The 26308-nt window shown below is 66.0% G+C and carries 26 protein-coding genes and 1 pseudogene; 9 read left to right on the top strand and 18 right to left on the bottom strand.

Annotated features, from left to right (window positions below; translation table 11 throughout):
- Positions 1 to 68: 68 nt before the first annotated feature.
- The 3 genes from ruvC to pdxT all read right to left on the bottom strand — a co-directional run bounded on the left by ruvC (position 69) and on the right by pdxT (position 2185).
- Complete coding sequence (gene ruvC / locus MRBLMD1_RS19760) at positions 69 to 647, bottom strand: crossover junction endodeoxyribonuclease RuvC (protein WP_159631890.1); 579 nt, start codon at positions 645 to 647, stop codon at positions 69 to 71.
- Positions 648 to 715: 68 nt separating this feature from the next.
- A complete protein-coding gene (locus tag MRBLMD1_RS19755; RefSeq protein WP_159631889.1) occupies positions 716 to 1471 on the bottom strand; it encodes a YebC/PmpR family DNA-binding transcriptional regulator in 756 nt (251 codons plus the stop codon).
- 3 nt (positions 1472 to 1474) lie between these two features.
- Entirely contained in the window at positions 1475 to 2185 is a 711-nt protein-coding gene (pdxT, locus tag MRBLMD1_RS19750; protein ID WP_364402814.1) for a pyridoxal 5'-phosphate synthase glutaminase subunit PdxT, read from the bottom strand.
- An 89-nt stretch (positions 2186 to 2274) separates the two neighbouring features.
- Here pdxT and MRBLMD1_RS19745 point away from each other — a divergent pair, with 89 nt between their 5' ends.
- Together MRBLMD1_RS19745 and MRBLMD1_RS19740 are read left to right on the top strand one after the other, a co-directional pair.
- Positions 2275 to 3567, top strand: a complete 1293-nt coding sequence (locus tag MRBLMD1_RS19745; RefSeq protein ID WP_364402811.1) for a MurT ligase domain-containing protein — start codon at positions 2275 to 2277, stop codon at positions 3565 to 3567.
- Complete coding sequence (locus MRBLMD1_RS19740; RefSeq protein ID WP_364402809.1) at positions 3564 to 4319, top strand: type 1 glutamine amidotransferase; 756 nt, start codon at positions 3564 to 3566, stop codon at positions 4317 to 4319. The genes MRBLMD1_RS19745 and MRBLMD1_RS19740 overlap by 4 nt, the downstream gene beginning before the upstream one ends.
- A gap of 16 nt (positions 4320 to 4335) precedes the next feature.
- Here MRBLMD1_RS19740 and MRBLMD1_RS19735 read toward each other — a convergent pair whose 3' ends face one another.
- Complete coding sequence (locus MRBLMD1_RS19735) at positions 4336 to 5709, bottom strand: ferredoxin reductase family protein (RefSeq protein WP_364402806.1); 1374 nt, start codon at positions 5707 to 5709, stop codon at positions 4336 to 4338.
- Positions 5710 to 5872: 163 nt separating this feature from the next.
- Here MRBLMD1_RS19735 and MRBLMD1_RS19730 point away from each other — a divergent pair, with 163 nt between their 5' ends.
- The gene (locus MRBLMD1_RS19730; RefSeq protein ID WP_364402804.1) at positions 5873 to 7885 is read left to right on the top strand and encodes a M3 family metallopeptidase; all 2013 of its coding nucleotides are present in this window, start codon (positions 5873 to 5875) and stop codon (positions 7883 to 7885) included.
- Between the two features lie 295 nt (positions 7886 to 8180).
- Here the strand turns inward: MRBLMD1_RS19730 and pdxS are convergent, their stop codons facing one another.
- From pdxS to MRBLMD1_RS19700, 6 genes are all read right to left on the bottom strand, one after another.
- Positions 8181 to 9107 (bottom strand): pyridoxal 5'-phosphate synthase lyase subunit PdxS, encoded by a 927-nt coding sequence (gene pdxS, locus MRBLMD1_RS19725; RefSeq protein WP_159631883.1) that lies wholly within the window; start codon positions 9105 to 9107, stop codon positions 8181 to 8183.
- A gap of 137 nt (positions 9108 to 9244) precedes the next feature.
- Complete coding sequence (pgsA, locus tag MRBLMD1_RS19720; RefSeq protein ID WP_364402801.1) at positions 9245 to 9868, bottom strand: phosphatidylinositol phosphate synthase; 624 nt, start codon at positions 9866 to 9868, stop codon at positions 9245 to 9247.
- Complete coding sequence (locus MRBLMD1_RS19715) at positions 9858 to 10445, bottom strand: HIT family protein (protein WP_159631881.1); 588 nt, start codon at positions 10443 to 10445, stop codon at positions 9858 to 9860. The genes pgsA and MRBLMD1_RS19715 overlap by 11 nt, the downstream gene beginning before the upstream one ends.
- Positions 10446 to 10463: 18 nt before the next feature.
- Positions 10464 to 12473, bottom strand: a complete 2010-nt coding sequence (thrS, locus tag MRBLMD1_RS19710) for a threonine--tRNA ligase (RefSeq protein ID WP_364402798.1) — start codon at positions 12471 to 12473, stop codon at positions 10464 to 10466.
- Positions 12474 to 12601: 128 nt separating this feature from the next.
- On the bottom strand, positions 12602 to 16117 hold the full coding sequence (locus tag MRBLMD1_RS19705; RefSeq protein ID WP_364402795.1) for a DNA polymerase III subunit alpha: 3516 nt from the start codon (positions 16115 to 16117) through the stop codon (positions 12602 to 12604).
- Between the two features lie 10 nt (positions 16118 to 16127).
- The gene (locus MRBLMD1_RS19700) at positions 16128 to 16478 is read right to left on the bottom strand and encodes a DUF6504 family protein (RefSeq protein ID WP_159635463.1); all 351 of its coding nucleotides are present in this window, start codon (positions 16476 to 16478) and stop codon (positions 16128 to 16130) included.
- 132 nt (positions 16479 to 16610) lie between these two features.
- On the opposite strand from MRBLMD1_RS19700, the gene MRBLMD1_RS19695 reads away from it, so the two are divergent.
- Entirely contained in the window at positions 16611 to 17000 is a 390-nt protein-coding gene (locus MRBLMD1_RS19695; protein WP_159631878.1) for a hypothetical protein, read from the top strand.
- A gap of 6 nt (positions 17001 to 17006) precedes the next feature.
- Here MRBLMD1_RS19695 and MRBLMD1_RS19690 read toward each other — a convergent pair whose 3' ends face one another.
- A complete protein-coding gene (locus MRBLMD1_RS19690; protein WP_159631877.1) occupies positions 17007 to 17330 on the bottom strand; it encodes a chorismate mutase in 324 nt (107 codons plus the stop codon).
- Between the two features lie 16 nt (positions 17331 to 17346).
- Between MRBLMD1_RS19690 and MRBLMD1_RS19685 the strand changes: the two are divergent.
- Positions 17347 to 17769: pseudogene (locus tag MRBLMD1_RS19685) on the top strand (VOC family protein).
- 24 nt (positions 17770 to 17793) lie between these two features.
- Here MRBLMD1_RS19685 and MRBLMD1_RS19680 read toward each other — a convergent pair.
- Complete coding sequence (locus MRBLMD1_RS19680) at positions 17794 to 18555, bottom strand: SOS response-associated peptidase (RefSeq protein WP_159631875.1); 762 nt, start codon at positions 18553 to 18555, stop codon at positions 17794 to 17796.
- A gap of 133 nt (positions 18556 to 18688) precedes the next feature.
- On the opposite strand from MRBLMD1_RS19680, the gene MRBLMD1_RS19675 reads away from it, so the two are divergent.
- Positions 18689 to 18946 (top strand): mycoredoxin, encoded by a 258-nt coding sequence (locus tag MRBLMD1_RS19675; protein WP_141941622.1) that lies wholly within the window; start codon positions 18689 to 18691, stop codon positions 18944 to 18946.
- Positions 18947 to 18974: 28 nt separating this feature from the next.
- Here MRBLMD1_RS19675 and MRBLMD1_RS19670 read toward each other — a convergent pair whose 3' ends face one another.
- From MRBLMD1_RS19670 to MRBLMD1_RS19655, 4 genes are all read right to left on the bottom strand, one after another.
- A complete protein-coding gene (locus MRBLMD1_RS19670; RefSeq protein ID WP_224026177.1) occupies positions 18975 to 19724 on the bottom strand; it encodes a lipoate--protein ligase family protein in 750 nt (249 codons plus the stop codon).
- Between the two features lie 122 nt (positions 19725 to 19846).
- Positions 19847 to 21559 carry an ABC1 kinase family protein gene (locus MRBLMD1_RS19665; RefSeq protein WP_159631873.1) on the bottom strand — a complete coding sequence of 571 codons (1713 nt, stop codon included), beginning with the start codon at positions 21557 to 21559 and terminating at the stop codon, positions 19847 to 19849.
- A 5-nt stretch (positions 21560 to 21564) separates the two neighbouring features.
- Positions 21565 to 22104, bottom strand: coding sequence for a PadR family transcriptional regulator (locus tag MRBLMD1_RS19660; protein WP_159635460.1), 540 nt, complete (start codon positions 22102 to 22104; stop codon positions 21565 to 21567).
- Between the two features lie 119 nt (positions 22105 to 22223).
- Positions 22224 to 23027: a thioesterase family protein gene (locus MRBLMD1_RS19655; RefSeq protein ID WP_224026179.1), complete on the bottom strand. Its 804-nt coding sequence runs from the start codon at positions 23025 to 23027 to the stop codon at positions 22224 to 22226.
- Between the two features lie 161 nt (positions 23028 to 23188).
- Here MRBLMD1_RS19655 and MRBLMD1_RS19650 point away from each other — a divergent pair, with 161 nt between their 5' ends.
- Entirely contained in the window at positions 23189 to 23866 is a 678-nt protein-coding gene (locus MRBLMD1_RS19650) for an endonuclease/exonuclease/phosphatase family protein (protein ID WP_224026180.1), read from the top strand.
- A 33-nt stretch (positions 23867 to 23899) separates the two neighbouring features.
- Here MRBLMD1_RS19650 and MRBLMD1_RS19645 read toward each other — a convergent pair whose 3' ends face one another.
- Together MRBLMD1_RS19645 and MRBLMD1_RS19640 are read right to left on the bottom strand one after the other, a co-directional pair.
- Positions 23900 to 24415, bottom strand: coding sequence for an NUDIX hydrolase (locus MRBLMD1_RS19645; protein WP_364402787.1), 516 nt, complete (start codon positions 24413 to 24415; stop codon positions 23900 to 23902).
- Positions 24416 to 24464: 49 nt separating this feature from the next.
- A complete protein-coding gene (locus tag MRBLMD1_RS19640) occupies positions 24465 to 24656 on the bottom strand; it encodes a DUF1918 domain-containing protein (RefSeq protein ID WP_275180200.1) in 192 nt (63 codons plus the stop codon).
- A gap of 73 nt (positions 24657 to 24729) precedes the next feature.
- Here MRBLMD1_RS19640 and MRBLMD1_RS19635 point away from each other — a divergent pair, with 73 nt between their 5' ends.
- Both MRBLMD1_RS19635 and MRBLMD1_RS19630 read left to right on the top strand, forming a co-directional pair.
- Positions 24730 to 25236 carry a metallophosphoesterase family protein gene (locus MRBLMD1_RS19635; protein WP_364402784.1) on the top strand — a complete coding sequence of 169 codons (507 nt, stop codon included), beginning with the start codon at positions 24730 to 24732 and terminating at the stop codon, positions 25234 to 25236.
- Between the two features lie 152 nt (positions 25237 to 25388).
- Entirely contained in the window at positions 25389 to 26282 is an 894-nt protein-coding gene (locus MRBLMD1_RS19630; RefSeq protein WP_224026183.1) for a glucose 1-dehydrogenase, read from the top strand.
- Positions 26283 to 26308 lie beyond the last annotated feature (26 nt).

Below are 26308 nucleotides of genomic sequence, written 5' to 3'. Positions count from 1 at the left end.
GGGCCTCCACTCTGGGAGCCCGGCTATCCGAACATATCTACGAATACCCTAGCAAGCGGCAGGGACAATCATCGTGCACGGCGCGCTTTCGCCTCTGCTTCCGCCCATGCCCGCTGGGCCGGCGTCAGGGAAGAGCTGCCGGGACCGGTGGTGGCCACGGCAGCGCCACTCCCGGCCCGCCACGCATGGGTGATCGCCAGCGCCAGCGCATCGGCCGCGTCGGCGGGCCGCGGCGGGGCGTCAAGCCGGAGGATCTTGGTGACCAGTTTGGTCACGGCGTCCTTATTCGAGGACCCACTGCCGGTCACCGCGGCTTTAACTTCCGACGGCGTATGCAGCGCCACCGGGATTCCCCGGCGGGCCGCCGCCGCGATCACCACGCCGGACGCCTGGGCGACGCCCATCACCGTGCTGACGTTGAGCTGCGAGAAGACGCGTTCGACGGCGAGGACCTCGGGCTCGTAACGATCCAGCCACTCGTCGATGGCCGTGGCGATCACCAGCAGGCGGCGGTCAAGGGTCTCGTCCGGCGAGGTGCCGACAACCCCTACCGCCACCATGCTGGCCCGGCGGTTGCGTTCAACATCCACCACGCCGATGCCGCAGCGGGTCAGGCCGGGGTCAACGCCCAGGACGCGGAGCGTCACTTCTGCCCCGCTGCGGGCGACAGGGACGACTGGAGCTCCCGCTGCGGTCTAGCTGGCAAGGCCGGACGTCACTCGGATTCCAGGGCGGCCTGGACTTCGTCGCTGAGGTCGGCATTGCTGTACACGTTCTGGACGTCGTCGAGGTCTTCAAGAGCGTCCGCCAGCTTCAGGAACTTGCGGGCGCCGTCGACGTCGAGTTCCACCTGCATGGACGGCACGAATTCAACTTCGTCCGTGTCGTACTCAATGCCGGCTTCCGCCAGGGCCTCCCGGATGGCCTGGAGATCGCCCGGCTCCGAGTGGATCTCGAAGGTCTCGCCGTTGTCCTTAACTTCCTCCGCGCCCGCATCCAGGACGGCCATCAGGACGTCGTCCTCGCTCAGGCCGTTCTTAGGCAGGTTCACTACGCCCTTGCGGGTGAAGAGGTAGCTCACGGAACCGGGGTCGGCGATGGTGCCGCCGTTGCGGGAGATGGCCAGGCGGACTTCGGAGGCTGCCCGGTTCTTGTTGTCCGTGAGGCACTCGATCAGCAGGGCCGAGCCCTGGGGTCCGCGGGCCTCGTACATGATCTCGGTGTAGTCCACCACTTCGCCGGTGAGGCCGGCGCCGCGCTTGATGGCGCGGTCGATGTTGTCGTTGGGAACCGAGGTCTTCTTGGCCTTGGTCACCGCAAGTTCCAGGCCGGGGTTGCCGGCGAGGTCCGGTCCGCCCATCCGGGCGGCAACTTCGATGTTCTTGATCAGCTTGGCAAACGACTTTGCGCGGCGGCTGTCAATGATCGCCTTTTTGTGCTTGGTCGTTGCCCATTTGGAGTGGCCTGACATGCTTTACGCTTCTCCTCTGATCATGCGGATAAAAAGTTCGTGTACGCGTTTCTCGCCGGTCACTTCCGGATGGAAGGAGGTGGCCAGCAGCTGGCCGGAACGCACTGCGACAATTCTAGCCGCCCCGGGCAGCGGTACGGCGTGCGAGGCTTGTCCGGGATCTGCCGGTTCCACCTGGGCCAGGACCTCCACGTCCGGCCCCACGCGTTCCACCCAGGGCCCGCGAATGAAGACAGCGTGCACCGGTTCCACGCCCGATTCGGTGGCACTGAAGTCCAGCCCCTTGAAGTCCAGGTCGGTTTCGAAGGATTCGCGCTGCCGGCCGAAGGCATTGCGGCGGACGGTGATGTCCAGGCCGCCGAAGGTCTGCTGGGGAGCGCCGGACAGGTCGGTTGCCGGGTCGGCGATGTCCGACGCGAGCAGGATCATCCCCGCGCAAGAGCCGTAGACGGGCAGGCCCTCGGCGATGTACTTGCGCAGCGGGTCGGCAAGGTCGAAGGCCCGCGCCAGCTTATCGATCGTGGTGGATTCGCCGCCGGGAATAATGAGGCCGTCCAGGCCATCGAGCTCCTCCGGGCGGCGGACGGCAACGCCCTGCGCGCCGGTGGCCTCTGCGGCACGCAGGTGCTCGCGAAAGTCTCCCTGGAGGGCCAGGACACCGATCCGCAGGCCTGAACCCACGCGCGCAGGATCAGCAGAAGGGGTGTTTGTCATCCCTCCAGCATACGGCCCCGACCCTCCACCCGGCGCGGCGGGCCGGGGCGGGCAAAGGTTGCATGCCCCTGCTGGGATATATTCGAAACATGGTCTTCTTCAGTGTTCCGCTCGGCAAGCTGGTCCGCAGGGTATCCCGGCTGCGGGGCGGCGGGTCCGCACTTCCGGGCCTGGTGGTCGAGAAAATCGATCCCGGCTTCATGCGGCGGACGCTCACCACCCTGCCCCACGGCGTGGCTGTGGTCAGCGGCACCAACGGAAAGACCACCACCACCAAAATGGTGGTCGAACTCCTGGAAAGCCAGGGCCTGAAGGTCTTCACCAACCGGACCGGCAGCAACTTCACGCGGGGCGTGGCAGCGGCCCTCCTGGGCGAGGTGGACTGGCGCGGCAGGCTGGACGCGGACGTTGCCGTCCTGGAACTCGATGAAGCCCACGCCGTCCATTTCGTGAACAGCGTTCCGCCCCGGTACTGCCTCCTGCTGAACGTGCTTCGCGACCAGCTGGACCGCTTCGGCGAAATCGACAAGACCGCACAGCTCCTGCAGCACATCGCCGCCAAAACCACGGGAACAGTGGTCCTGAACCGCGAGGACCCGCGGGTTGCCCGGATCGCCGACACGCTGACGGGACAGGACGTCAGGTACTTCGGCCTGGACGACTCCCTGCTGGGCACCTTCCCGAACGATGACGATATGCGCGCCGCTCCCGGCAGCCCCGCCCCGGCGGGCCTGCCCGCCAAACCGCAGGCCGACGTCGTCCTCCGCAAGGTGGGCGCAGACAGCGCCGAATTCGAGTACGACGGCGGCACGGTCACCACGGCGATGAAGCTGCGCGGCGTGTACAACATCTTCAATGCAGCTGCTGCTCTTACCCTCGCCCGCAGCATTTGCGGCGGCGGGGCCGCCACCGCGAACCACGAGACCCTGCTGCAGGCGCTGTCCCAGGTGGCGCCGGCCTTCGGCCGCGGCGAAAGCCTGACCGTGGACGGCCAGCCCCTGGACCTGGTTCTGGTCAAGAACCCCAGCGGGTTCCGGCTGGGACTGAAATCCTTCCCCGCTGCCGGTTACGCCACGATGATCGCCATCAACGACAACTACGCCGACGGCCGGGACATGTCCTGGCTGTGGGACGTGGAATTCGATTCGCTTCGTGAGGGCGGGGTGGAGGTGCTGACCGGATCGCGTGCCTACGACATGGCGCTGCGGCTGCAGTACGACGAAGTCCCCGTTGGCGCCGTGGACACCGACATTCCCACCGCCCTTGCCGCCTTCATCCGGGAAGGCCGGGGCAAACCCAAACGGATCTTCTGCACCTACACCGCCATGCTTGCCATCCGCCGCGAGCTGTCCAAAATCACCACCGTGGAGGTTGTCTCGTGAGTCCGGCAGAAGCAGCAGAAGCTGGCGCCCAGTCCAAGGGCACGCTGCGCGTGGTCCAGCTGTACCCGCGGGACATGAACATCTATGGCGACTGGGGCAATGCCCTGGTCCTGCAGCGCCGCATCCAATGGCACGGGTACACCCCCGAACTGCTTGAGTACAACGTGGGCGATCCCTTTCCCGAAGGCGTGGACATCATTGTGGGCGGCGGCGGCCAGGACAGCGGCCAGCTGGTCATCCAGGACGACCTGCAGGCCCGGGCCGGCCAGCTGAAGGAGTTGGCCGAGGACGGCGCACCCATGCTGGTCATCTGCGGCCTCTACCAGCTTTTTGGCCGTTTCTTCAAGACGCGGACGGGTACTGTCATCCCGGGCATCGGCGTCCTGGACGTGGAAACCCACGGTACCGACGAGCGCCTGATCGGCAACGTCAAGGTCTCAACCACCGAGTTCGGCGAAGTCTTCGGTTACGAGAACCACAGCGGCCAAACCACCCTGGGCAGCGGGGTGCGGCCGCTCGGGACGGTGGCCAAGGGAACGGGGAACAACAGCAACGACGGCCACGAGGGGACGCGGTACCGAAACATCGTTGCCAGCTACCTGCACGGCTCGCTGCTTCCCAAGAACCCTGCCATTGCCGACTACCTCATCCGCACGGCCGCGGATCGCAAGTTCGGCAGCTTCTCCCCCGGCACCCCTGACGACGCCTACGCGGTCCTGGCACGGGAGCACGCCGCCCGCCGGCCCCGCTGAACTGCGACCGCCTGGATCACCGCCACTGGAAGTACTCCCGGTGGATGTTGAGCCTGCGGACACCCGCTGCCCGGAAGGCTTTGCGGAACTGCCGGAGCATGGCGTCGGGCCCACCCATGAAAACTGACAGCAGGCGCGGTTCGGTGCCCACCGCGGCCATGACCGCGGCCGGGGTCAGCCGCCCGTCCCTTTCGGTGTCAACCACATGGACCTTGAGTCGCGGGTGGTTCCTGGCGATGGCGATGATTTCCTCGGCAAAAGGCGACGGGCCCGCCGAGGTAACGAAGAAGTCGACATCTTCCTGCAGCCCGCCGCCCGGGTCTGCGTCCAGCGACCGCAGCCAGCTCAGGAAGGGCGTGATCCCCACCCCGCCGGCGATCCAGACCTGGTGGGCAGTGCCCTTGTGCCGGTCAAAGCGGCCGTAGGGGCCGCCCACCACGGCCGGCATCCCAGGCTGGACCACGTCGGGAAGCCTTGTGGTGTGGTCACCCAGAGCCTTGACCGTGATGCTGATGCCGCCCTCCTGGGCGGGCCCGGAAATGGAAAAGGGGTGCCGCTGCCAGCCATCCGCTGTTTCGAGGTAAACCATGGCGAACTGGCCGGGTTTGAACGCCAGGGGCCGGCCCAGGGGACGGAGCGCCACCTCCACCAGATCGGCCGCGACCGGGCGGACCCCTGCGACCTGGTAGTCGTGATGGGGCAGGAAACGGCGCGCCAGCAGCTCCCGGTAGACGTAGAACGCCAGCCCCGTTCCGCCGAGGGCCACATAGCTCCACCGCAGAACGGGCGCCGCTTCAAACGCACTGGCATCGAGCAGTCCATGCAGGAATCCGGCAGCCACAAACAAGCCTGTGAGGCGGTGGAAGCCGCGCCAGCGCTCATAACCACCCAGCAGGCGCACCACCAGGCGGACCCCCTTGGTCTGCAGTGCGGCGAGCACCACGCGGCGGACGGGCGCCGGCAGCATGGTCCGCCAACGCGGCAGCACCGCCCACACCACCAGTGCCACAAGGCCGGAAATGGCCGCCACGGCCAGTGTCTTTCCCACGCTGGTTGCCTCCGGGTTGGACGCAAGTTCTATGTGCGGCAGCAACAGGACAGTAGCCGTAACGGCGGCCCTGCGGTGCCAGATCGCGGCATGGTCTATGCCGCCGAACACCGGCTCAACGTGCGGGAGTGTGCTGACCAGGACCAGGGCGATGGAGTACAGCAGCACGGATTCGCCGCCAAACAGCTGGCCCACATGGCGGAGTACGGGTTCACCTTCCGGGCGCGCGAAGTACCAGAAGATGCCGTAGGCCAGGGCCAGGACCGTGACGGCGCCCGGACCCACCCACCGTAAGGGCACGCCCAGGGATGCAGCCGCCTGCGTCGTGGCACTTTTGCTCATGGACCGGTGGCCCCCTCGTATAGCCAAACCCGTGTACGCCTTCCAGCACGTGCGGAATGGGGCCCGGAACGGACACCATAGCGGCAATTCTAGGGATGTGACCTGGGAGGCAGCACCATTTCCATCAATTGAGAACCGCGCCCCGCTGTGAAAGGTTTAGCCCATGACCAACCCCCTCCTCACCGCCAGTCCCCTGCCGTACGGGCTTCCGCCTTTCGACGCTCTTGCGGCGGTTGAGTACGGCGAAGCGATCGAAGCAGGACTGGCCGCGCACCTGGCCGAGATCAAGGCCATCAGCAGCAACACTGAGCCGTCCACGTTTGAAAACACGGCACTGGCCATGGAACGCTCGGGGCAGCTCCTCAACAGGGCGGCTGCGGCATTTTTCACCTTGGTGTCGGCGGATGTGTCCGCGGAAATCCGGAAACTTGAAACAGAGCTTTCGCCGCGATTCCAGGCCCACCAGGACGAAGTTTTCCTCAACAATGCACTGTATGGACGCTTTGCCGGCATAGATACGGGCAGCCTGGATCCCGAGTCAGCCCGCCTGGTGGAGGAGTACCTCAAGGAGTTCCGCCAGTCCGGGATCCAGCTCGATGCGCCCGGCCAGGAGCAGCTGCGTGCCATCAACGCTGAGCTGGCCCGGTTGGGCACGGAGTTCGGACAGCGGGTCAAGGAGGGGATGAAGTCCGCAGCGCTGCTGCTGGAGGACGCCGGCGACCTGACGGGCCTGCCGGCGGACGACGTCGCCAGTGCCGCGGAAGCGGCACGCGCCGCCGGGCACGACGGGCAATTCCTGCTTACCCTGATCCAGCCCGGCAACCAGCCGGCGCTGGCCTCGCTCGAGAACCGGAACGTCCGCCGTCGTCTGTTCGAAGCATCCGTGGCCAGGGGCAGTGGCGGCGGGAGCCTGGATGTCCTGGACCTGGCCCGGGAGATGGCCGGGCTGCGGGCGGAAAAGGCCCAACTGCTGGGTTTCGCCAACTACGCCGAACTGGTGGCCGACCGGCAGACGGCGCCGGACTTCGAAGCCGTCCGGACGATGCTGGGCCGGATGGCGCCGGCGGCCGTCCGCAATGCCGACGCCGAGGCGGCAGCCCTGGCCGACGCCGCCGGGCATCCGCTGGAGGCCTGGGACTGGGCCTACTATTCGGCAAAGGTGCGGCGGGAGAAGTACGACGTTGATGAGCAGGCCCTGCGTCCGTATTTTGAGCTGGACCGGGTGATCACGGATGGAGTGTTTTTTGCAGCCACTGCGCTGTACGGGATCACGTTCCACGAGCGGCACGACCTCCGCGCCTATCATCCGGACGTTCGCATCTGGGAGGTCCGGAACGGGGACGGAACCGGCCTGGGGTTGTTCCTGGGCGACTACTATGCGCGTGAATCCAAGCGCGGCGGTGCGTGGATGAACTCGCTCGTGGACCAGTCGGGTCTGCTGGGCACCCGGCCGGTGGTGATCAATACGCTCAACATTTCCAAGCCGCCCGCGGGTGAGCCGACGCTCCTCACCCTGGACGAGCTGCGCACCCTTTTCCACGAGTTCGGCCACGCCCTGCACGGCTTGTTCTCCGACGTCACCTATCCCCGCTTTTCCGGCACTGCCGTGCCCCGGGACTTTGTGGAGTATCCGTCGCAGGTGAACGAGATGTGGATCATGTGGCCGGAAGTGCTGTCCCATTATGCGCGCCACCACGTCACCGGCGAATCTCTTCCGCAGGACGTTGTGGACAGGCTGGAGGAATCCCGGCTCTGGGGCGAAGGGTTTGCCACCACCGAGTACCTGGGCGCAGCCCTCCTGGACCTGGCTTGGCACACGCTGGAGCCAGGCGACGTTCCGGACGATGCCGTGGAGTTCGAGGCTAAGGCCCTGGCTGCGGCAGGGATTGCGCACCCCCTGATCCCGCCCCGGTACTGCACAGGCTACTTCCAGCACATCTTCGCCGGCGCCGGCTACGCCGCAGGCTATTACTCCTACATCTGGAGCGAGGTCCTGGACGCGGAGACCGTGGACTGGTTCAAGGAGAACGGCGGCCAGTCCCGCGCAAACGGCGAACGCTTCCGGCAAGAACTCCTCAGCCGCGGCAACAGCCGGGACCCCCTGGAGTCCTTCCGGATCCTGAGGGGCCGCGAAGCAGGACTGGACCCGCTGCTCAAGCGCCGCGGCCTGGAGTAACCCCCATCGATTGCTGAGCACTTGTCGTTTTGAGCCCCGAAAACGACAAGTACGGAGCAATCGACGGTTCAAGAAAAAGACTTAAAAACGGACGACGCCGGTTCCCCCACCAGAAAAGGTGAGGGAACCGGCGTCGTGGTCAAGGCAGTGAAGCCGACCGAAGCGCCGGACGGTGCGGTCCGGCAGCGTGCGTAAAAGGGCCCCCGCCCCCAACCACCACCAATATGGCGGCAGCGGGAGGCGGGGAATAGCACGCCGAGGATCGCGCCGTCCGGCGCGTCACAGAACGCGGAAATTACCAGCCGCGCTCGGCGAGGCGGTGCGGCTGGGGGATCTCGTCGACGTTGATGCCCACCATGGCTTCGCCGAGCCCGCGGGAGGCCTTGGCAATGACGTCGGGGTCGTCAAAGAAGGTGGTGGCCTTGACGACGGCGGCGGCGCGCTGGGCAGGGTTGCCGGACTTGAAGATGCCGGAGCCGACGAACACGCCGTCGGCGCCGAGCTGCATCATCATGGCAGCGTCAGCGGGGGTGGCGATGCCGCCTGCAGTGAACAGGACGACGGGGAGCTTGCCGGCAGCGGCAACTTCCTTGACCAGTTCGTACGGGGCCTGGAGTTCCTTGGCGGCGACGTACAGCTCGTCCTCGGGCAGCGAGGAGAGCTTGGCGATCTCCGAGCGGATCTTGCGCATGTGTCCGGTGGCGTTGGAGACGTCGCCGGTGCCGGCCTCGCCCTTGGAGCGGATCATGGCCGCGCCCTCGTTGATGCGGCGCAGGGCCTCACCGAGGTTGGTGGCACCGCAGACGAAGGGAACCTTGAAGTTCCACTTGTCGATGTGGTTGACGTAGTCGGCCGGGGTCAGGACCTCGGACTCGTCGATGTAGTCGACACCGAGGGACTGCAGGACCTGGGCTTCCACGAAGTGGCCGATGCGGGCCTTGGCCATCACCGGGATGGACACGGCGTCGATGATCTGGTCGATCATGTCGGGATCGGACATGCGGGACACGCCGCCCTGGGCGCGGATATCGGCCGGAACACGCTCCAGCGCCATGACTGCCACGGCACCGGCGTCTTCGGCGATGCGGGCCTGCTCGACGTTGACGACGTCCATGATGACGCCGCCCTTGAGCATCTCGGCCATGCCACGCTTCACGCGGCTGCTGCCCGTGACGCTGTTCGCGGACGAACCGGCCTCGTTGCTTACATCAGGTGTAGACACAAAAACCCCTATGGGTAGACAGATGATCTTCGCCGGGCATGCGGCGGCAGCTGCCGGAGGTGCACGCACGGATTGCCGGGTCGCTTGACCGGGCACTTATATACTAGTCCCCCGCCGCACGGCCGGCTTAATCATGCTTAATCAGCGGGTGTGGGTTCCGCCAGTGACTGCCGGCGCACGGAAACGACGCGCTGTACGACGGTGATGAGGCTCGCCGCGGCCAGGAGGACCAGGGTGGCCAGGAGCACCGCCGGTGGCAGTCCCAAACCGGTCAGGCCGGTGACCACCAGCACGGAGACCAGGCGTTCGGCCCGTTCTGCGATCCCGACGTTGGCGGTGAACCCCAGCGACTCGGCCTTGGCCCTGGCGTAGGACACAACCATGCCCAGGACCAGGCACAGCAGCGCGCTGACGGCGATGGCGGTGTTGTTTCCACCGGTGAAGAACCATACGGACACGCCGGCGAAGAGGGCCCCATCAGCGACCCGGTCAAGCGTGGAGTCGAGGAAGTTTCCCCAACGGCTCTTGACGTCCTGCATCCGGGCCATGATGCCGTCCAGGACGTCGGAAAAGATGAACGCGGTGATGAAGACGGTTCCCCAAAAGAGTTGACCCAGGGGGTAGAAGATGAGGGCTCCCGCGGCAACACCCGCGGTTCCGAGGATGGTGACCGCGTCCGGGGAGACGCCAATTTTCAGGAGCCAGCGGGCCAGTGGGGTAAACAGCGCGGTGAAGAAACCGCGGGCATGCCTATTCAGCATCCGACTCCCCGGGCCAGGCCTCAGCCACTTGTTGGCGGACCTCATCAAGGGTCTGGGTGATGGCTTTGGTCTGGGCGATGATGGGGAAGAAATTACCGTCCCCGCCCCAGCGCGGCACAATGTGCTGGTGCAGGTGTGCGGAGATACCTGCACCGCCCACCACGCCCTGGTTCATGCCCAGGTTGAAGCCGCCGGGATTGGACACTTTCCGCAGGACCCGCATGGCCGTCTGGGTCAGCTCGGCGAACTCCGCTGTTTCTTCAACCGTAAGGTCCGTGTAGTCCGGAATGTGCCGGTAGGGGCAGACCAGCAGGTGGCCCGGATTGTAGGGGAACAGGTTCAGCACCACGTAGCAGGTCCGTCCGCGGTAGACGATGAGCGCCTCTTCGTCGGTGCGGCCGGGGCCTACGCAGAACGGGCAGTCGTTCTCGTTCTTGAACTGGTGCTGGCCGCCCTTGATGTAGGCCATGCGGTGCGGAGTCCACAGGCGCTGGAAGGCGTCCGGGACACCGGCGAGGGCAAAGTCGTCGGTAACGCCGGCATCGCCTGGATATCCTGCGCCTGTGTTCTCCTGCACTGTGCTGCTTCCGTTCGGCTAGCTGGTCCGGTTGCGGACGGCTTCGGTGATTCGCTTGACCGCTTCCGCGACGGGCACGCCGTTGTCCTGGCTTCCGTCCCGGAAGCGGAACGAAACAGCGCCCGCCTCTGCATCGTCTCCGCCCGCGATCAGCACGAACGGGATCTTGTCCTTGCTGGCGGTGCGGATCTTCTTGGGGAAGCGGTCCGAGGACGTATCCACCTCGGCGCGGATACCCGCCGCCTTGAGCTGGCCAACGACGTCGAACATGTAATCGTTGAACGCCTCCGCCACGGGGATGCCCACCACCTGGACCGGAGCCAGCCACGCGGGGAACGCCCCGGCGTAGTGCTCGGTGAGGACGCCCATGAAGCGCTCCACCGATCCGAAGAGCGCGCGGTGGATCATGACGGGACGCTGGCGGCTGCCGTCGGCGGCCTGGAATTCCAGCTCGAACCGTTCGGGCAGGTTGAAGTCCAGCTGGATGGTGGACATCTGCCAGGTGCGGCCCAGGGCATCCTTGGCCTGCACGGAAATCTTGGGACCGTAGAAGGCTGCTCCGCCTGGATCGGGCACCAGCTCCAGCCCGGACTCCTGGGCTACCTCGGCGAGGGTCCTGGTGGCTTCCTCCCAGGTGGCGTCGTCGCCGACGTACTTCTCGGGGTCCTTGGTGGACAGCTCGAGGTAGAAGTCGTTCAGCCCGTAGTCCTTGAGCAGGTCCAGGACGAAGGTAAGGGTCTTGGTGAGTTCGTCCTTCATCTGCTCGCGGGTGCAGTAGATGTGGGCGTCGTCCTGTGTCATGCCCCGGACACGGGTGAGGCCGTGCACCACACCGGACTTCTCGTACCGGTACACGGAGCCGAATTCGAACAGCCGCAGGGGCAGCTCACGGTAGGACCGGCCGCGGGAGCGGAAAATGAGGTTGTGCATGGGGCAGTTCATCGGCTTCAGGTAGTAGTCCTGGCCGGGCTTGCGCACGGTGCCGTCCTCATTGAGTTCACCGTCGACGTGCATGGCAGGGAACATGCCGTCCTTGTACCAGTCCAGGTGCCCCGAGACCTCGTACAGGTGGCCCTTGGTGATGTGCGGGGTGTAGACGAACTCGTAGCCGGCCTCGACGTGCCGCTGCCGCGAGTAGTCCTCCATCTCCTTGCGGATGATGCCGCCCTTGGGGTGGAAGACGGGCAGGCCGGAGCCCAGTTCGTCCGGGAAGGAGAACAGGTCCAGTTCGGAGCCGAGCTTGCGGTGGTCGCGGCGCTCGGCTTCGGCGATGCGTTCCTGGTAGGCCTTCAGGGCGTCCTTGGTGGGCCAGGCGGTGCCGTAGATGCGCTGCAGCTGCTGGTTCTTCTGGTTGCCCAGCCAGTAGGCCGACGACGAACGGGTCAGGGCGAAGGCGTTGGAGATGAGCTTGGTGTTGGGCAGGTGGGGGCCGCGGCAGAGGTCGCACCAGACGGTGGTGCCTTCCTTGCGTTCCACGTTGTCGTAGATGGTGATGTCGCCGGCGCCGACTTCGACGTTCACGCCTTCCCCGGCTTCGGCGGCTTCGTTCTTTTTGCCCAGGAGCTCGAGCTTGTAGGGCTCGTTCTTCATGGCTTCGCGGGCCTCGTCCTCATTGACCACGCGGCGGACGAACTTTTGGTTCTGGTTGATGATCTTCTGCATCATCTTTTCGAGGGTCTTGAGGTCCTCGGGAGTGAACGGCTCGGCAACGTCGAAGTCGAAGTAGAAGCCGTCGGTGATGTAGGGGCCGATGCCGAGTTTGGCGTCGGGACGGAGCTGCTGCACGGCCTGGGCCATGACATGGGCGGTGGAGTGCCGCAGGACGTTCAGGCCGTCGGCGGAATCAATGGTGACACCTTCCACCTCGGCGCCTTCAGGAAGTTCCTGGTCCAGGTCCTTCAGCTCGCCGTTGACGCGGGCAACAACAACGTCACGGCGCTCAAAGAAGAGTTCCGCACCGGTTGTCCCGGTAGTCACCTTGGTCTCTTCGCCATCGACGAGAAGGGTGATCTGCTGGGCATCTGACACGGGTGTCTCCTATTCAAAGTTGAGGCTTCATAGCTTGTGGCATACGGGGACCACAGCCAGCCACCGTCAATGCTATCGGTTCCGGTATGGGCCGACCAACGCGGCACACGGGGGGTGCGGAACCGCGGTTACCCGTTGAACCCGGTGATCGCCAGCGTCCTGCTGATGCCATCGAGGGGATGTGGCACATCGCCGAAGGCTTCCGAGCCGGACACCCCGGTGGACCCGCCGATGGACTCCGGCAAGGGCAAACTGTCCGTTTTGCCCAGGTCCCAGGCCATGCTCGCGCTGATGCTGATGCCCCGCGGACCGGTCCTTCGGGTGGTCCCGCGGATCAGCAGCAGGCGGGTTCCAAACAGAAGCGGACCGGCGTTTTCCTGGGCCTCGTGGAAGAAGACCGAATCCACGCAGCCGGTGCCGTCGTCGATGCTGATGAACACCACCCGCCTGCCGCCGCGCATGGGAGGAGTCTGGGTGGCCACCCGCACCCCTGCCACCAGCACTTCGGTCCCGTTGCGCAGGCTGAGAAGTTTGTCGGCAGTGGTGACGCCCAGCCTTTCCAGCAGGGGCCTGTGGCTGTCCATCAGGTGGGAACTGACATCGACGGCCATGAGATCCAATTCCGCCCTGACGTTGTCCACCATTGTGGGGGCGGGAAGTCCAGGTTTGATGTTACGCAGTTCGACGTCGCCCAGGGGAAGGGACAACTGCCCCTCCAGCACCTCAAAGCCTTTCCGCTGGCCATTGGCTGATTGAAGCTGCTGCAAATGGTGCACCAGGTCCGCGCGGTTGGCGGTGCCTCCGGCTTCGCGGTGCAGGGAATCAAAGGCCCCCAGCTGCGCAAGGCGCCTAATGCTTGGCTTGCTGAGCCGCGAGCGCGCCCGGAGATCCGCCAGTGAGTCATATGGCTGGCCGGCGACAATCCGCTTCAGTTCTGCAGCAGACAGGCCGTAAATCCCGTTCAGGCTTAGCCTGATTCCCAGCCTGCCGGCGTCCGTGCCTGTCCCGATCCGCTCCACCCGGTATTCGGCTTTGCTGCGGTTAATGTCCAGGGGAAGGATGGGGATGCCCAGCCGGCGGGCTTCGGCCACGAGCAGCCGTTTGGGGTACATGCCGGGGTCGTGCTCCCATAATCCTGCAAGGAAGGCTTCCGGGTGGTGTGTCTTGAGCCAGGCGGACTGGTAGGTGGGGACAGCGAAAGCAGCCCCGTGGGCTTTGCAGAAGCCGAAGCTGGCAAAGGACTTCAACGTCCCCCACACTTTGTCCACCACCTCGGGGGCGTACCCCCTGGCCTTGGCGTGGCACCGGAAGTACTCCTCCACCCGCGCTTCTCCGGCCTCGCTGCTGAGTGCCCGCCGGAATTCGTCGGCTTTTGCCAGGCCGCAGCCGGTCATGACGTGGAGGGTTTTCAGGATCTGCTCATGGAAGACGGTGACCCCGTGGGTTTCCTGCAGCACCGGCTTGAGGTCAGGGTGCGGGTAGACCTCAGGGGCGAATCCGTGCCGGTGTTCCAGGAAGGGCCGCACCATGTCCGATTTCATCGGTCCCGGGCGGAACAGTGAAATATCGATGATGAGGTCGTTGAACTCCCGCGGCGCCATTTTGCCGATCAGTTCCCGCTGCCCGGGTGATTCGATCTGGAAGCAGCCAAGGGTATGTGTGCTCCTGATCAGCTCATAGGTGGCTTCGTCGTCGAGGGGGACGGCGTTGAGGTCTATCCGGCCGTTGGAGGCAATGTAGTCGGGGCCGGAACCTTCCGGGCCAGCAGGGTGGTTCCCCGCCTTGACCACTTCCTCCTTGGAGGGATGGATCCTGATGATCTCCCGGACCGCAAACGCCATGGCGCTTTGCATGCGGACACCCAGGACATCGAGTTTGAGCATGCCCATGGGGTCCATGTCATGTTTATCGAACTGGCTCATGGGCAGTCCAAGACCGCTGGGCTGGACCGGGGTGCGGTCCAGGAGGGTGGCATCACCCAGGATGACGCCGCACGGGTGCATGGATATGTGGCGGGGCAGCCGGTCGAGCCGTTCGGTCAGGTCCACCAGCAGGTCCAGTTGCTGGTTGCCATGGGCGTCGCGTTGCTCCACCCGGCCGGCAAACTCTCGCAGTTCCGGTTTTTCCTGCAGTGCTTCCCGGAATTTCCGTGCAGAGAACCGCCACAGCTGCTTGGCGATCTCCCCCACCTCGTCGTCGTCCATGCCCAGCGCCAGGCCGGCGTCGCGCACGGCACCACGGGCGCGGTATCCGTTCTGCATGCTCATCAGGGTTACCCGTTCAGAGCCGAAGCGTTCGAAGATGCGGTGGTAGACGTTGTGGCGTTCAGCGCTTTCGACGTCGATGTCGATGTCCGGAAGGGTGGCGCGGTCGTTGGAGAGGAAACGTTCAAAGATCAGGTCGTGCTGGAGGGGATTCACATGGCTGACGTCGATCAGGTAATTGACCAGGCTGGATGCTCCCGATCCTCTTGCTGCCGCCCTGACCCCCATGTCCTGGATCATCCGGGACACCTCGGCAACAGTGAGGAAGTACGAGGAGAAGCCCAGGTTGTCGATGATCCCAAGCTCATGGTCCAGGCGGGCCAGGATCTCCTTCTCCGTGTTGCCAGTGGTGCCCGGGAACCTCCGGCCGATTCCTGCATGGCAACGCTGGATGAGTTCAGCGTGCGGATCCTGGCTGATGCCAATAACGGATGCTTCGGGAACCACGGGCTGTTTCCATCCCATGTCTGAGGTGGGATCGATCCGGCAGAGATCGGCGAGCGCCTCCGTCTGTGTCATCAGCTGCTTGAGGTCGGCGGCACCATAACCGGCAGCGGAAATGATTTCCTTACCCAGCCCCAGCATCTGCGCCGGGGTTTTCAGCCACCCCTGGCCGGTGGGCTGCAGGAGTGGTTCCCCTGCCAGTTCGGGCAGGGACTTCAATGTCCGGGCCGAATCCAGGACGTCAGCGGTTGGTGCTCCGTCCGCAGCGCAGTACCTAACGGCATTGGACAGGACCGCCGGTACCTGGTGTTCCTCGGCGAGCCTGAGCATGCGCACAGCATGCGCCGTGCTCATCGGGGTACCAGGTGCGCTGAGTTGGGAGACGATTTCAGCCACCACGGTTCCGGCGGGCATGGCGTCGAGCCACTGCTTGAAGAGGGTCCGGGGCCGCAGGTAGCGCCGTCCGCCCATGGCCCGGCCCACATCCGAATCAGGGCCGAGCAGTACGGTGAGCACCGGCTTAAGGGTTTGGGGGTCCAGGGTGCGGGAGGCCAGTTCGGCGCGGGTGACAGCAGCGGGCACCGCTCCCCCGGCTTTCCCCGAGGTCCTTGCGTGGGCGTCGGAAACCAGGCGGCACAGCGCACGGTATCCGGCACCATTGTTTTGGCCGCGGGCCAGCACCACCACCCTGCCTGACACCTGCGTTCGGTGATCGCCGTCGTCGTCAAACACTGCAAGGTCCACCCCCACAATGGGGTCGATGCCCGCGGCCATGCAGGCCTTGAGGTGCTTGATGGTTCCGTAGAGGCCATCCCGGTCTGTACAGGCGAGGGCTGTGGCACCGTCGGCGGCGGCAGCCATGGCCAGTTCCTCCGGCCAGGAAACACCGTAATGGGCGCTGAACGCCGTGGAAACGTGAAGGTGGGTGAAGCTCATGCTGGACTGGTCAGGCTGTTCTATGGCGGAGGGCGTCATGGATCCGCAGCAGCCGCCAACGGTTGCTGCGGAGATGGCGGGTCAGGTCAAGGGTGAGGGGTTCTGCGCCGGCCGGTTCTTCCGGCGCAGCGGAACGGGAGGCTGCCCGGGAGGGCAGAACCTGCACGCGCCAGATTTCGTGATCCACCACGCCCTGGCCGCTTCCCAGCGGTGCCCTGCTGTCCTCCGCCCACCATTGCCGGCGTTCGTACCACCGGAGGGGTTCGGCGCAGACGGTGTAGGAAGCCCCGGCCCAGGTCAACGATTCCGGCTGTCCGGCTTTGTTGCACACCACGTCAACAGACTCGCTGAACATGCCCATGCGCACCTCCCGGACGATTCTCCCCATAACAGGTATTCGAATATGTATTCGAATAAAACCAGTCTACGCCGGGATGGCATCAAAACATAGGCGGGGGTGGACGGGGCGTGCGGCAGGGAGCAGGATGTTGGCATGAGTACCGATGACGCGCTCCTGAAGCAGGCCAGCATCAAGACCGAGGACTCCACCCTGGTCGCCACGTTCGATATCGACGGCACCATACCGGTATCCGGCGCCTACGTGGTGGGGTTGATGGGAGCCTCACCTGATTATTCGGCGCAGCGCCGGCTGTGCATTGAGTTCATGAACGGGGAGGCCATCGCCTGCTACGCGTTCAACCGGGACCAGGGAATCGAAGAGGATTACGACCTGTCCGGCGTCACCCACTCACAGAGCAGCATCACCGGCAGCTTTCCCCTGACGGCGTTGAACGGGCTCGGGCAGGGGCATGTCCTGTCCGCCTTCAGTGAGGCGGACGGACGGGAGTTCCAGCACGGGGTGCCGGTGGAGGAAGCGCTCTAAGCTTCCTCAGCTGTTTTCTTTATGGATCCGCAGTTCAAGTTCAATGAACGCGGAGATCATGGCCCGGTAGGTTGACTCCACGATGTCCGGGTCAATGTCCTTTTTCTCGGCAGCAGCCCGCACGTGTTCAATGATCCGCTCCACCCGGCCCGGGGCGCGCACCTCGGCGTCATCACCCTTCAGCGTACCGGCGATCCTGATCAGCCGCTCGCGGCGGGCGATGAGGGTGACAATCTGCTCATCCACCTCGTCAACAGCAACCCGGACGGCAGCGAGCTGTTCCCTGTCGGCCCGGGCATCCCTATCGTTTCCTTGAATTGTCGCCATCATCTGACAGTATCGAAGCATGGAGCCCAGAGTCGACTTTATCTCCCTCGGTGTCCGCAGTGTCGAGGCCTCGCGCGCCTTCTACGTGGACGGCCTTGGCTAGCCCGTCCACCGCGAGGTTGCCGGGGAAGTCCTGTTCATCCAGGTGAACCATGGGCTGGTGCTCTCCCTCTGGGTCAGCACCCAGATGCAGGCCGAAGCCGGCACCAGTCCTCCCGCCGGCGTCCCCGGCATCACGCTCAGCCACAACCTGGGAAGCCCGCAGGAAGTGGACAGCGTCATGGAACAGGCTGCGGCGGCCGGTGCTGCCATCGTTGCCGAGCCCGTCACCAAGGCGTGGGGCGGCTACGCAGGATATTTTGCCGACCCTGACGGGTTCCGCTGGGAAGTGGCGTACAACCCCACCTGGGCAGTGGACGACGCCGGCACGGTCACCGTCTGACGGGCGGCGGCCCCGGCGGGGCTGCTAGAACAGGGCTTCCACCGGGCGGATCAGTTCCGGGCCGTTGTTGCGGACATTGCCCACTTCCTTGCCCACGGAGTCCACCTGCCAGTCGGCGGCTGCCTCCTTAACCCCTGACCGCACCAGGTCAACGAGTGCAGCGGCATCGTCCGCCTGCGGGTCCAGCCAGGCCTCCATCGTGGCCTTGTCCATGGGCAGCGGCACCCTGTCATGCAGCTCGGTCAGTTTCCCGAAGATGGTGGATTCCGTCCCTGGCGGCGGCGTGTCGGCCGTGAGGATCGACGTCGACAGCAGCCAGCGTCCGGGCTCCCCCTCCGGCACGGACGGGTCCTTCCACCACTCGTAGAGGCCGGCGAAAACCAACCCATGGTCCCCGCCCGGGTGCACGTAGTAGGGCTGCTTCGATTTCCCGGGCCCCTGCTTCCATTCGTAGTAGCCGTCCGCCGGGACGGCGCAGCGGCGGGACTGCACAGCCTTCCGGAAGGCCGGCTTCTCCAGCACGGATTCGCTCCGGGCATTGATCATGCGGGATCCGATCCCGGGATCCTTTGCCCAGGACGGGACCAGGCCCCAGCGCGCCACATGCAGCTGGCGGACCTGCCGGGGCTCGGCATCGCCATCCACCAGCCGCTCCAGCACGATGGGGACCGCGTCGGTGGGTGCCACGTTCCAGGACGGCGGGATGGTGACCTCGTCCTCCAGCCCGGCGTCGAATTCGGCCAGGAGATCACCCACGGCGCGTGCCATTACGTAGCGTCCACACATGCCACAAGCTTGCCACCGCCCGCCACAAACTGTCATCCAGGCACCGCAGCGGCCACCCGGCACGGGGGAATACCGCCGGCCACGCTACGGTTGACAGTAAGGAAACCTTTCAAGCGACGTATAGGAGATCCCTGTGGACTTCACTCCCGAATCCGGCACCATCACCATGTTTTCCACCACTTGGTGCGGCTACTGCAACCGGCTGAAGAAGCAGCTGGACGCACAGGGCATCGGCTACACCGAAATCAACATCGAAGAGGTGGACGGCACGGCTGAACTCGTGGAGCAGCTGAACGGTGGCAACCGCACCGTCCCCACGGTCCTCTTCCCGGACGGCACCGCGGCCACCAACCCGTCCGCCGCGGAGGTCAAGAGCCGCCTGGCCGCCTGACCGGCCGCCGCGCCGGAACTGTTGCGGGTCATGCCCCCAGGCTGCTGAAGGAAGCAGTTTCCAGGGTGGCATGGCCCGCATACGTGTTAAGGATGGCCTGCTCGACGGCGGCGACGTCCAGGCCTGGCACCAGATCGTTGGCGGCGCCGGCGGTGGCGGGATCCCAGTCCAGGCCGAGCGCGGCATAGCTGTCGGTAAGGACCTTCCGGATCGGGGCGGAGTCCTCCACCACAATCACCGAGCTGAAGAGCCAGCCGCCGGAGACAACCCGCTGGGCGGTGCCCACCAGTTTCACCCTCCGGGAGCTGTCTGCGGGGTCGGTACCGTGGACACTGAATTCGCCGGGACAGTATTCACCGGGAATTTCACCCACGGCCGCCTGCACGCCCACGCTCCGCAGCGCCTCCGCAAACAGGTCCCCGAAGTAGCCGAACCGGGCTTTGGATCCGGCGACGGCGTCGGTATCCGGTTCAATGTGGTCCACCACCAGGGTGCCCCGGTGGTAGGCGGCAGCGCGGCCGCCCGCCCTCCGGACCAGGGGTTCGAAGCCGTTGTCCCGGCAGGCCTGGGCTGCGGCGTCGAATCCCGGCAGCCGGGTATCCCGCTGCCCGAACGCCACGGTGGGCGACGGCCGGTACAGCCGCAGGGTGGGACCAATGGCGCCGCTCCGTGCCCTTGCCAGCAGCTCCAGGCCGAATTCGAGGTCCCGGCCCGCGCCGAGCGACACGTCCTGCCGCACCACGGTGAGCGTGCTGGATCCGGTACCGGTGTGGTGCATTGTGGCGAAGCTCCCATGGTGTGGCGGCGACAATTTCAACGTCGACAGGTTTCAGTGGCGGCGGTTCATGGCCCGCGGACGGGCAGGCCACCCCTAGGTTACGCCCGACGGCGGCAGCCGCCTTAACGTCCCCGCCGCCCCACCCACAGCGCGTGCAGCAGCGGAAGGGCCGACGCGGTCATCAGCACATTGCCCAGCGCAAGGTCGTCGGGGCGGACAATGGCTCCCGCGAGCAGCAGGGCCCCGAAGACCAGGGCGGAGGCTGAGCGGCGCACAGCCCGGTCCAGCCGCGCAGCCTGGCGCTCCAGGCGTGGGACGGAAACCTGCAGCGATCCTTCCTCCAGCCTCCCGGCCAGGGCATCCAGGCGGCCCGGGAGGCGGAGGGCAACACCGGCAGCGTCGACAGCCTGCCGGGCAACGTCCTGCACCACGTTGCCCCGTTCGTTCCGCAGCAGCTGCGCGGCGTAGGGCTCCACCGAATCCCAGAGGTTGAAACGCTCATCCAGGGCACTGCATACCCCGGAGGTCAGGGACATGGCCCGGATGATCAGCAGGAAGTTCTCCGGCAGCTGGAACGGCAGCGACCGGACCACGTCGCCGAACTCCACGGCAAAGTCACGGAACTCCCGCGGGTCGACCTCGCGCAGTTCGGCGAATCCCATGCCGCCGAAGCGGGCGAAGAGCTGCGTCATGGCGCGTTCCAGGCCCACGCTGTCGGCTGACGGCATCAGGACGCCCACGTCATTGATGGCCGCCACGAGCCCCTTGCCGTCCCGGGCGGCGGCTGCGATCAGCAGCTTCCGCAGGCCGCTGCGCGTGGAGGCCGTGACTTCGCCCATCATCCCGAAGTCGATGAACGTCAGCTTCCAGGGAAGTCCCCCTGCGTCCGGGGGGACCGGGGTGACGAAGATGTTCCCCGGATGAGGGTCGGCGTGGAAGAAGCCGTTGGTGAACAGCTGGTCGAACATGATGGACGCGAATACCGGTGCAACCGCGGCGGGATCGATGCCGGCGGCACGGAGCGCCCGGACGTCCGTGATCTTGATGGCTGTGACGTCCTCCAGGGTGAGCACACGGCGGGTGGTCCGTTCCCACACCACGCCCGGGACTTCCACGCGGTCGTCCCCGGCGAAATCCGCGGCGAACCGCTCGGCGTTGACGGCCTCGTGCAGGTAGTCGATTTCCAGCAGGCTGGTCTGGGCGAATTCCTCCACCAGCGCCGGCATGTCGGCGCGGCGGGAAACGAGCCGGATGTGGCTGAGCCAGCCGGCAACCTTGCGCAGGGCGGCAAGGTCGACGTCGACAATCGCGCCGATGCCCGGGCGCTGCACTTTCAGGACCACGGCGTCGAGTCCGGTGTCCCCGGCGTCGGCAGGATTCAAGCGGCCGCGGTGGGCCTGGCCCAGGGAGGCAGCCGCGATCGGTGCCGGGTCCACCGAGGCAAAAACGTGCTCCAGCGGTGTTCCCAATTCCCTGGCGGCCAGGGCGGAGATGGCCGGGAAGTCGACCGGCGGCACCTCGTCCTGCAGCCCCTCCAACTCCTTGGTGATCTCGGGCGGAAGGACATCGAGCCGGGAGGACAGGAACTGGCCCACCTTGATCATGAGGCCACCGAGGTCCACGGCCAGGTCATGGAAGCGCTGGGCAAAGCTCCGCATCCGCCGTGACCGCGTCCTGGCGGCCACCCGGCCGAGGCCAATCCGGGGCAGGAACAGCTCGAACCACCACGTGGCGGCGAGGTTCCAGGCAGCGAAGCGCAGAATCCGCCGGTAGCGGCCGCGGTGTTCCCGCAGGGGCAGCTGGGGGTTCGCCCTGTCCTGGACGGTGGACGCCACCCCCGTCAGTCCTGGGCGAGGATCGCGTACAGGCGGCGGCGGGCCTCGTCCAGCACCGCCACCGCCTGGTGCACCTGCTCCTGGGTGCCGGTACGGCCAACCTGCGCCGCGGCCTGGGCCAGCTCGATCCCGGCTTTGGGCAGGGAAGCAACGCCGCCGGGCAGGGGGCCGGCCGGATCCCAGGGCGCAGCCCCGGGGTGGGCCGCCACTTCCTCGCGGCCGGCTTCGGTCAATGAGTAGATTTTGCGGCCGTTGGATTCCTCGGCAGTGATTGATCCTTCATCCGCCAGCAGCTGCAGGGTGGGGTAGACGGAGCCCGCGCTCGGTTTCCAGCTGCCCCCGCTGCGTTCTTCGATCTCGCGGATGATCTGGTAGCCGTGCATGGGCCGTTCGGCCAGCAGGGCCAGCACCGCCGTCCTGACCTCACCTTTCCCGGCGCGGGTTCCGGCCCGCTTTTCGAACCGGGAGCGCAGTTCCTCGACGGCCTGCCACATACCGTCAAGATTGTTCCCGCCGAATCCGCCCGCAGGGTATGAAGCACGCATCATGAACTCCTTTGCCAATCGTGAACGATATACAACGATACTCAGCGATACATGCCCGCACCATAGGTCAGGACCCGCGCACGGCGAGGACCAGTCACAAGGTCAGGGAGTGGGAATCATCAGGATTTGCGCAGGGTCAGGATCTGTTCAGCCCGCCCGAACGGCCCCTGCCGGTCGTGCAGGACGGTGGATGTCAGCCCGATTCCGTCGCTGCCGAACGACACCGCGTTGTCCAGTCCGAGCCATTCCCCCCGGGGGCGGCGGTACATGTGGATCTGTAGGTCCAGGTTGGGGAACGCGTAGCTGCCTTTCCCCGGCGGAACCCTGGCCGCGATGCCGTTGGCCGTGTCCACCATGCCCATGAGGCGGGCCAGGTCGCCGCTGTCGGCGCGGTCGGTCAGGGGGTGGTCGGTGCGGAGCCACACCTTGCCCGCTCCGGGCCGGTGGCCCTCGGCCACCCTCATTTCGAGGGAGCGGATGTAGCCGCCGGGCCAGACGGCGGCGCCGTCGTACGGCTTGCATTCGTCGGGGCCGGGGATCCCTGCGTCCTCGACGGCGGCGACTTCAGCGGTGTCGCTGGTCAGCATGCGCCACCCGGCGGCGCGGATGGCGGTGCGGCCGCCGGCCACCAGCTCCGCCTGCACCAGTTCGATGGTCCTTCCGGGACGCAGCGTGGTGGTCTCGATCCGGAACTCGCCGCCCGGGATCAGTCCAAGGATCTCGTAGCTGAGGCGGGCCATCCGCATGTCTTCCCGTGGCTGGTGCCGTTCCAGGGCATCTGCCATGAGGCCCGACGCCGGGGCCATGTGCTGTTCGTGGACGTTCCAGGCACCCTGGGCGTGGATGGTGGAGCGGAACCGCCCGCCGCCCAGGTCCTGGTAGTAGAAATTGCCTTCGGCGAGTTCAGGCAGGTCTGCAGTCAAGGCTGGCCCCTTACGGAAATTCAGTGAATTGCCACTAACTCTATCCCCCGTGGACACCGCACGGCGCGGCGGCGCGGGCAACGAAATGTTGGAGGGTGCGGGTGGCAATCGGACTAGAGTAAGGAACTGGTCCTGTCAGCAACCCTCAAAAGAGGTGTTTCATGCGCGTCATCAGCTACAACCTCCGCAAGCACAAGGCCAGCGGCGAACTTCTCGCCCTGGCCCGCAACCATGACATCGATGCGCTGTGCCTCCAGGAAGTGGACGCCAGCGACCTCCCGGAGACCCTCGGCCCGCTGCACCTGGCGGATGCCACCAAGGGCAACCGGCTGGGCCTGGCCATCTACTACCGCACGAGCCGCTTCACCGCACTGGACACGCAATCCTTCGCGTTGAAGAAATCAATGCATGACAGGGTGCTGGCTCCGGCCCATGAACGGCTCATCGGCACCAGGGTGATGGACACCGAAACGCAGCACGAGCTGGTGATCGGTTCCTTCCATGCAGCCCCGCTGACGGCGTCGAACTCGCTGCGGCGCAAGCAGATCCACGCAGCCCACGCGGAACTGCTCAGCATGGGCAAGGGTCTGATGACCCTGATGGTGGGTGACTTCAACTACCCGTTCTTCACCAAGAACCTGGACATGCACATGAAGAACTCCGGGTATGCCCTCTCCCTGAGCAACCGGCGCACGTACACCCGCTACAAGGTGTTCAAGGGCCACTTCGACTTCGCCACCTCGCTGGGCCTGGACATCGCCAGCGTGGAGACGCTCCCGCGCGGAAATTCAGACCACCTGCCCATCCTGGTGACCGCCGAGTACGGCGAAGGCTACTAGCCGGAAGCTCCCGGGGAGGAGTCCGGGGCCGGCCTACCAGGGTTCGCCGGTGTCCAGCTGCGCCAGCAGTTCCGGCCACGCCGCCGCGAAACCGGGGTGCAGGTCCAGGGCTTCCACCTCTGCCACCGGGATCCAGAGCAGGGCGATGCTTTCGGGGTCGCTGATCACCGGCTCGAAGGCTTCCCGCACCCTCACTACCACCGTGGTGTAGGACCAGTAGCCGTGGTCCAGCACGGACGTGAACAGCACTTCCACGCTCTCCGATGGGACGGCGGCTTCCTCGTACGCCTCGCGGAGGGCACCGTCAACGGGTTCTTCGCCCTGGTGCAGGGCACCGCCGGGCAGCCCCCAGGTTCCACCGTTGTGGCTCCAGACCGCACGGTGCTGCAGGAGCACGCCTTTGGCGGGGTCCCAGGCAAGGACGCCCGCGGCGCCGAAGCGGCCCCAGTACCTGCCGCGGTCCCCTTCCACCCAGGCGTCGCCCGGGTCGCGGGGACCGGTGCGCTGCGGCGGGGTGGAGGACATGCCTGCGGACGGAAAATGATCCATTGCTCCAGTCTGACAGGTGAAGCGGCGCCGGTGCAGTCCTGCAGGAGCGTCAGGTGCTGTGTCCGTGCTCGACGGCGAAATCGCCGCCGGGATACATGACGGTTTCGTGCCCGTCGTCGAAGCGGACGACGTACGGCGGACTGCCGCCCTCGCCGCGGACCTCCAGAATCACCCCGTGCCGGTCCGAAGACCCCACCGTCCTCCCGTGCACAACGATGCGGTCGCCTTGGGCTGCCTCCATGGCAATCACCTCCAAGCCCCCAGATTACGACTCCCGGCCGTACGGGAACAGGGCACCGTGGCAGGATTCGGGTATGCCATTGAACCTTGTCCTGCTCGCGGATACCCACGTGCCCAAACGGGCCAGGAGCCTGCCCGGGCAGGTGTGGGACGCGGTTGACCGCGCCGATGCGGTCTTCCACGCCGGCGACTGGGTGGAGGCGGCACTGCTGGACGAGTTCGAACGCAGGAGCCGGCGCCTGCTGGGGGTTTTTGGCAACAATGACGGCCCGGAGCTGCGGAGGCGGCTGCCCGCGACCGCCACCGCAGTCCTGGATGGTGTCCGTTTTGCCATGGTCCACGAGACCGGCCAGGCAAAGGGCCGGGAACAGCGATGCGACGCGCTGTTTCCCGACGCCGACGTCCTGGTGTTCGGGCACAGCCACATCCCCTGGGATACGGTGTCGCCGAACGGGCTGCGGCTGTTGAATCCAGGATCGCCCACCGACCGCCGCCGCCAGCCGGCATGTACCTTCATGGAGGCCGTGGTGGACGGCGGGCGGTTGGCGGAGGTCAGGCTGGTGGAGGTCAGCCGCGGCTGAGCCCGCGGAGCAGCTTGGCAGGGCGGCGGATTTCTGCCTAGGGTAGGAACCGTAAGCATGCTTAGTTTTTAGTGGTTGCCCCGGCAGCCCGGGGCTGCTGCACCATCCGGGCGAAGAACCAGCCCGCGTCCCGCACGAACAGGAGTACCACCATGACTGACCAGTACACCTTCCGTAATCCCGTGACTGCCTACGAAAAGATCTCCCCGCCCAAGCAGCACCAGCCCGAGCCCGGGCTCGATGCGGACCTGGCGCCCAAGGCCGACCTCGGCGAAGAGACCTACCGGGGCACCGGGCGGCTGGAAGGCCGCCGGGCCATCGTGACCGGCGCGGACTCAGGCATCGGGGCAGCAACGGCGATCGCTTTCGCACGGGAGGGCGCCGACGTCGTGCTTTCCTACCTGCCGCAGGAAGAGGAGGACGCCTCGCGCATTGCCGGACTCATTGAGGCCGCCGGCCGCAAGGCCGTCAAGGTACCCGGCGACCTGAAGGACTCCGCCGTGTGCCGGGAACTGGTGGACACGGCGGTGGCCGTGCTGGGCGGGGTTGACATCCTGGTCAACAACGCCGGAAAGCAGGTTGCGCAGGAGGACCTGCAGGACATCAGCGACGAGCAGTTCGACCACACGCTGAAGACCAACGTCTATGCCATGTTCTGGGTGACCAAGGCCGCCGTGCCGCACATGCCCGCGGGCTCAACCATCATCAACACCACGTCGATCCAGGCCTACAACCCGTCCCCCACGCTGGTGGACTACGCCACCACCAAGGCCAGCATCAACAACTTCACCAAGGGCTTGGCCCAGCAGCTGGCGCCCAAGGGAATCCGGGTAAACGCGGTGGCCCCGGGGCCCATCTGGACGCCCCTGCAGGTCAGCAGCGGCCAGCCCAAGGAGGAACTGCCCGAGTTTGGCCAGTCCACTCCCCTGGGCCGCGCGGGCCAGCCCGCCGAGCTCGCCCCCGCCTACGTCTTCCTGGCCTCGCCCGAGTCCAGCTATGTGGTGGGTGAGACGCTCAACGTCAACGGCGGCAGCCCAACACCGTAGCGCGCCCCGCGCTCCCCGCAGCAGCG

This window comes from Pseudarthrobacter sp. LMD1-1-1.1, from assembly GCF_040676255.1.
Classification (GTDB): domain Bacteria; phylum Actinomycetota; class Actinomycetes; order Actinomycetales; family Micrococcaceae; genus Arthrobacter.
The sequence above is the reverse complement of the archived record's forward strand: the minus strand, read 5'-3'. Positions and strand labels throughout refer to the sequence as shown.

Bases quoted from the DNA above. Each gene is read 5' to 3' on its own strand.
- MRBLMD1_RS19695 (WP_159631878.1), top strand. From the start codon at position 16,611: ATGAGTACCGATGACGCGCTCCTGAAGCAGGCCAGCATCAAGACCGAG.
- MRBLMD1_RS19630 (WP_224026183.1), top strand. From the start codon at position 25,389: ATGACTGACCAGTACACCTTCCGTAATCCCGTGACTGCCTACGAAAAG.
- MRBLMD1_RS19645 (WP_364402787.1), bottom strand. From the start codon at position 24,415: ATGGATCATTTTCCGTCCGCAGGCATGTCCTCCACCCCGCCGCAGCGC.
- MRBLMD1_RS19635 (WP_364402784.1), top strand. From the start codon at position 24,730: ATGCCATTGAACCTTGTCCTGCTCGCGGATACCCACGTGCCCAAACGG.
- MRBLMD1_RS19680 (WP_159631875.1), bottom strand. From the start codon at position 18,555: ATGTGTGGACGCTACGTAATGGCACGCGCCGTGGGTGATCTCCTGGCC.
- MRBLMD1_RS19640 (WP_275180200.1), bottom strand. From the start codon at position 24,656: ATGGAGGCAGCCCAAGGCGACCGCATCGTTGTGCACGGGAGGACGGTG.
- MRBLMD1_RS19755 (WP_159631889.1), bottom strand. From the start codon at position 1,471: ATGTCAGGCCACTCCAAATGGGCAACGACCAAGCACAAAAAGGCGATC.
- MRBLMD1_RS19700 (WP_159635463.1), bottom strand. From the start codon at position 16,478: ATGGGCATGTTCAGCGAGTCTGTTGACGTGGTGTGCAACAAAGCCGGA.
- MRBLMD1_RS19735 (WP_364402806.1), bottom strand. From the start codon at position 5,709: ATGAGCAAAAGTGCCACGACGCAGGCGGCTGCATCCCTGGGCGTGCCC.
- MRBLMD1_RS19690 (WP_159631877.1), bottom strand. From the start codon at position 17,330: ATGATGGCGACAATTCAAGGAAACGATAGGGATGCCCGGGCCGACAGG.
- MRBLMD1_RS19730 (WP_364402804.1), top strand. From the start codon at position 5,873: ATGACCAACCCCCTCCTCACCGCCAGTCCCCTGCCGTACGGGCTTCCG.
- MRBLMD1_RS19650 (WP_224026180.1), top strand. From the start codon at position 23,189: ATGCGCGTCATCAGCTACAACCTCCGCAAGCACAAGGCCAGCGGCGAA.
- pdxT (WP_364402814.1), bottom strand. From the start codon at position 2,185: ATGACAAACACCCCTTCTGCTGATCCTGCGCGCGTGGGTTCAGGCCTG.
- pgsA (WP_364402801.1), bottom strand. From the start codon at position 9,868: ATGCTGAATAGGCATGCCCGCGGTTTCTTCACCGCGCTGTTTACCCCA.
- MRBLMD1_RS19660 (WP_159635460.1), bottom strand. From the start codon at position 22,104: ATGCGTGCTTCATACCCTGCGGGCGGATTCGGCGGGAACAATCTTGAC.
- MRBLMD1_RS19745 (WP_364402811.1), top strand. From the start codon at position 2,275: ATGGTCTTCTTCAGTGTTCCGCTCGGCAAGCTGGTCCGCAGGGTATCC.
- MRBLMD1_RS19670 (WP_224026177.1), bottom strand. From the start codon at position 19,724: ATGCACCACACCGGTACCGGATCCAGCACGCTCACCGTGGTGCGGCAG.
- MRBLMD1_RS19705 (WP_364402795.1), bottom strand. From the start codon at position 16,117: ATGAGCTTCACCCACCTTCACGTTTCCACGGCGTTCAGCGCCCATTAC.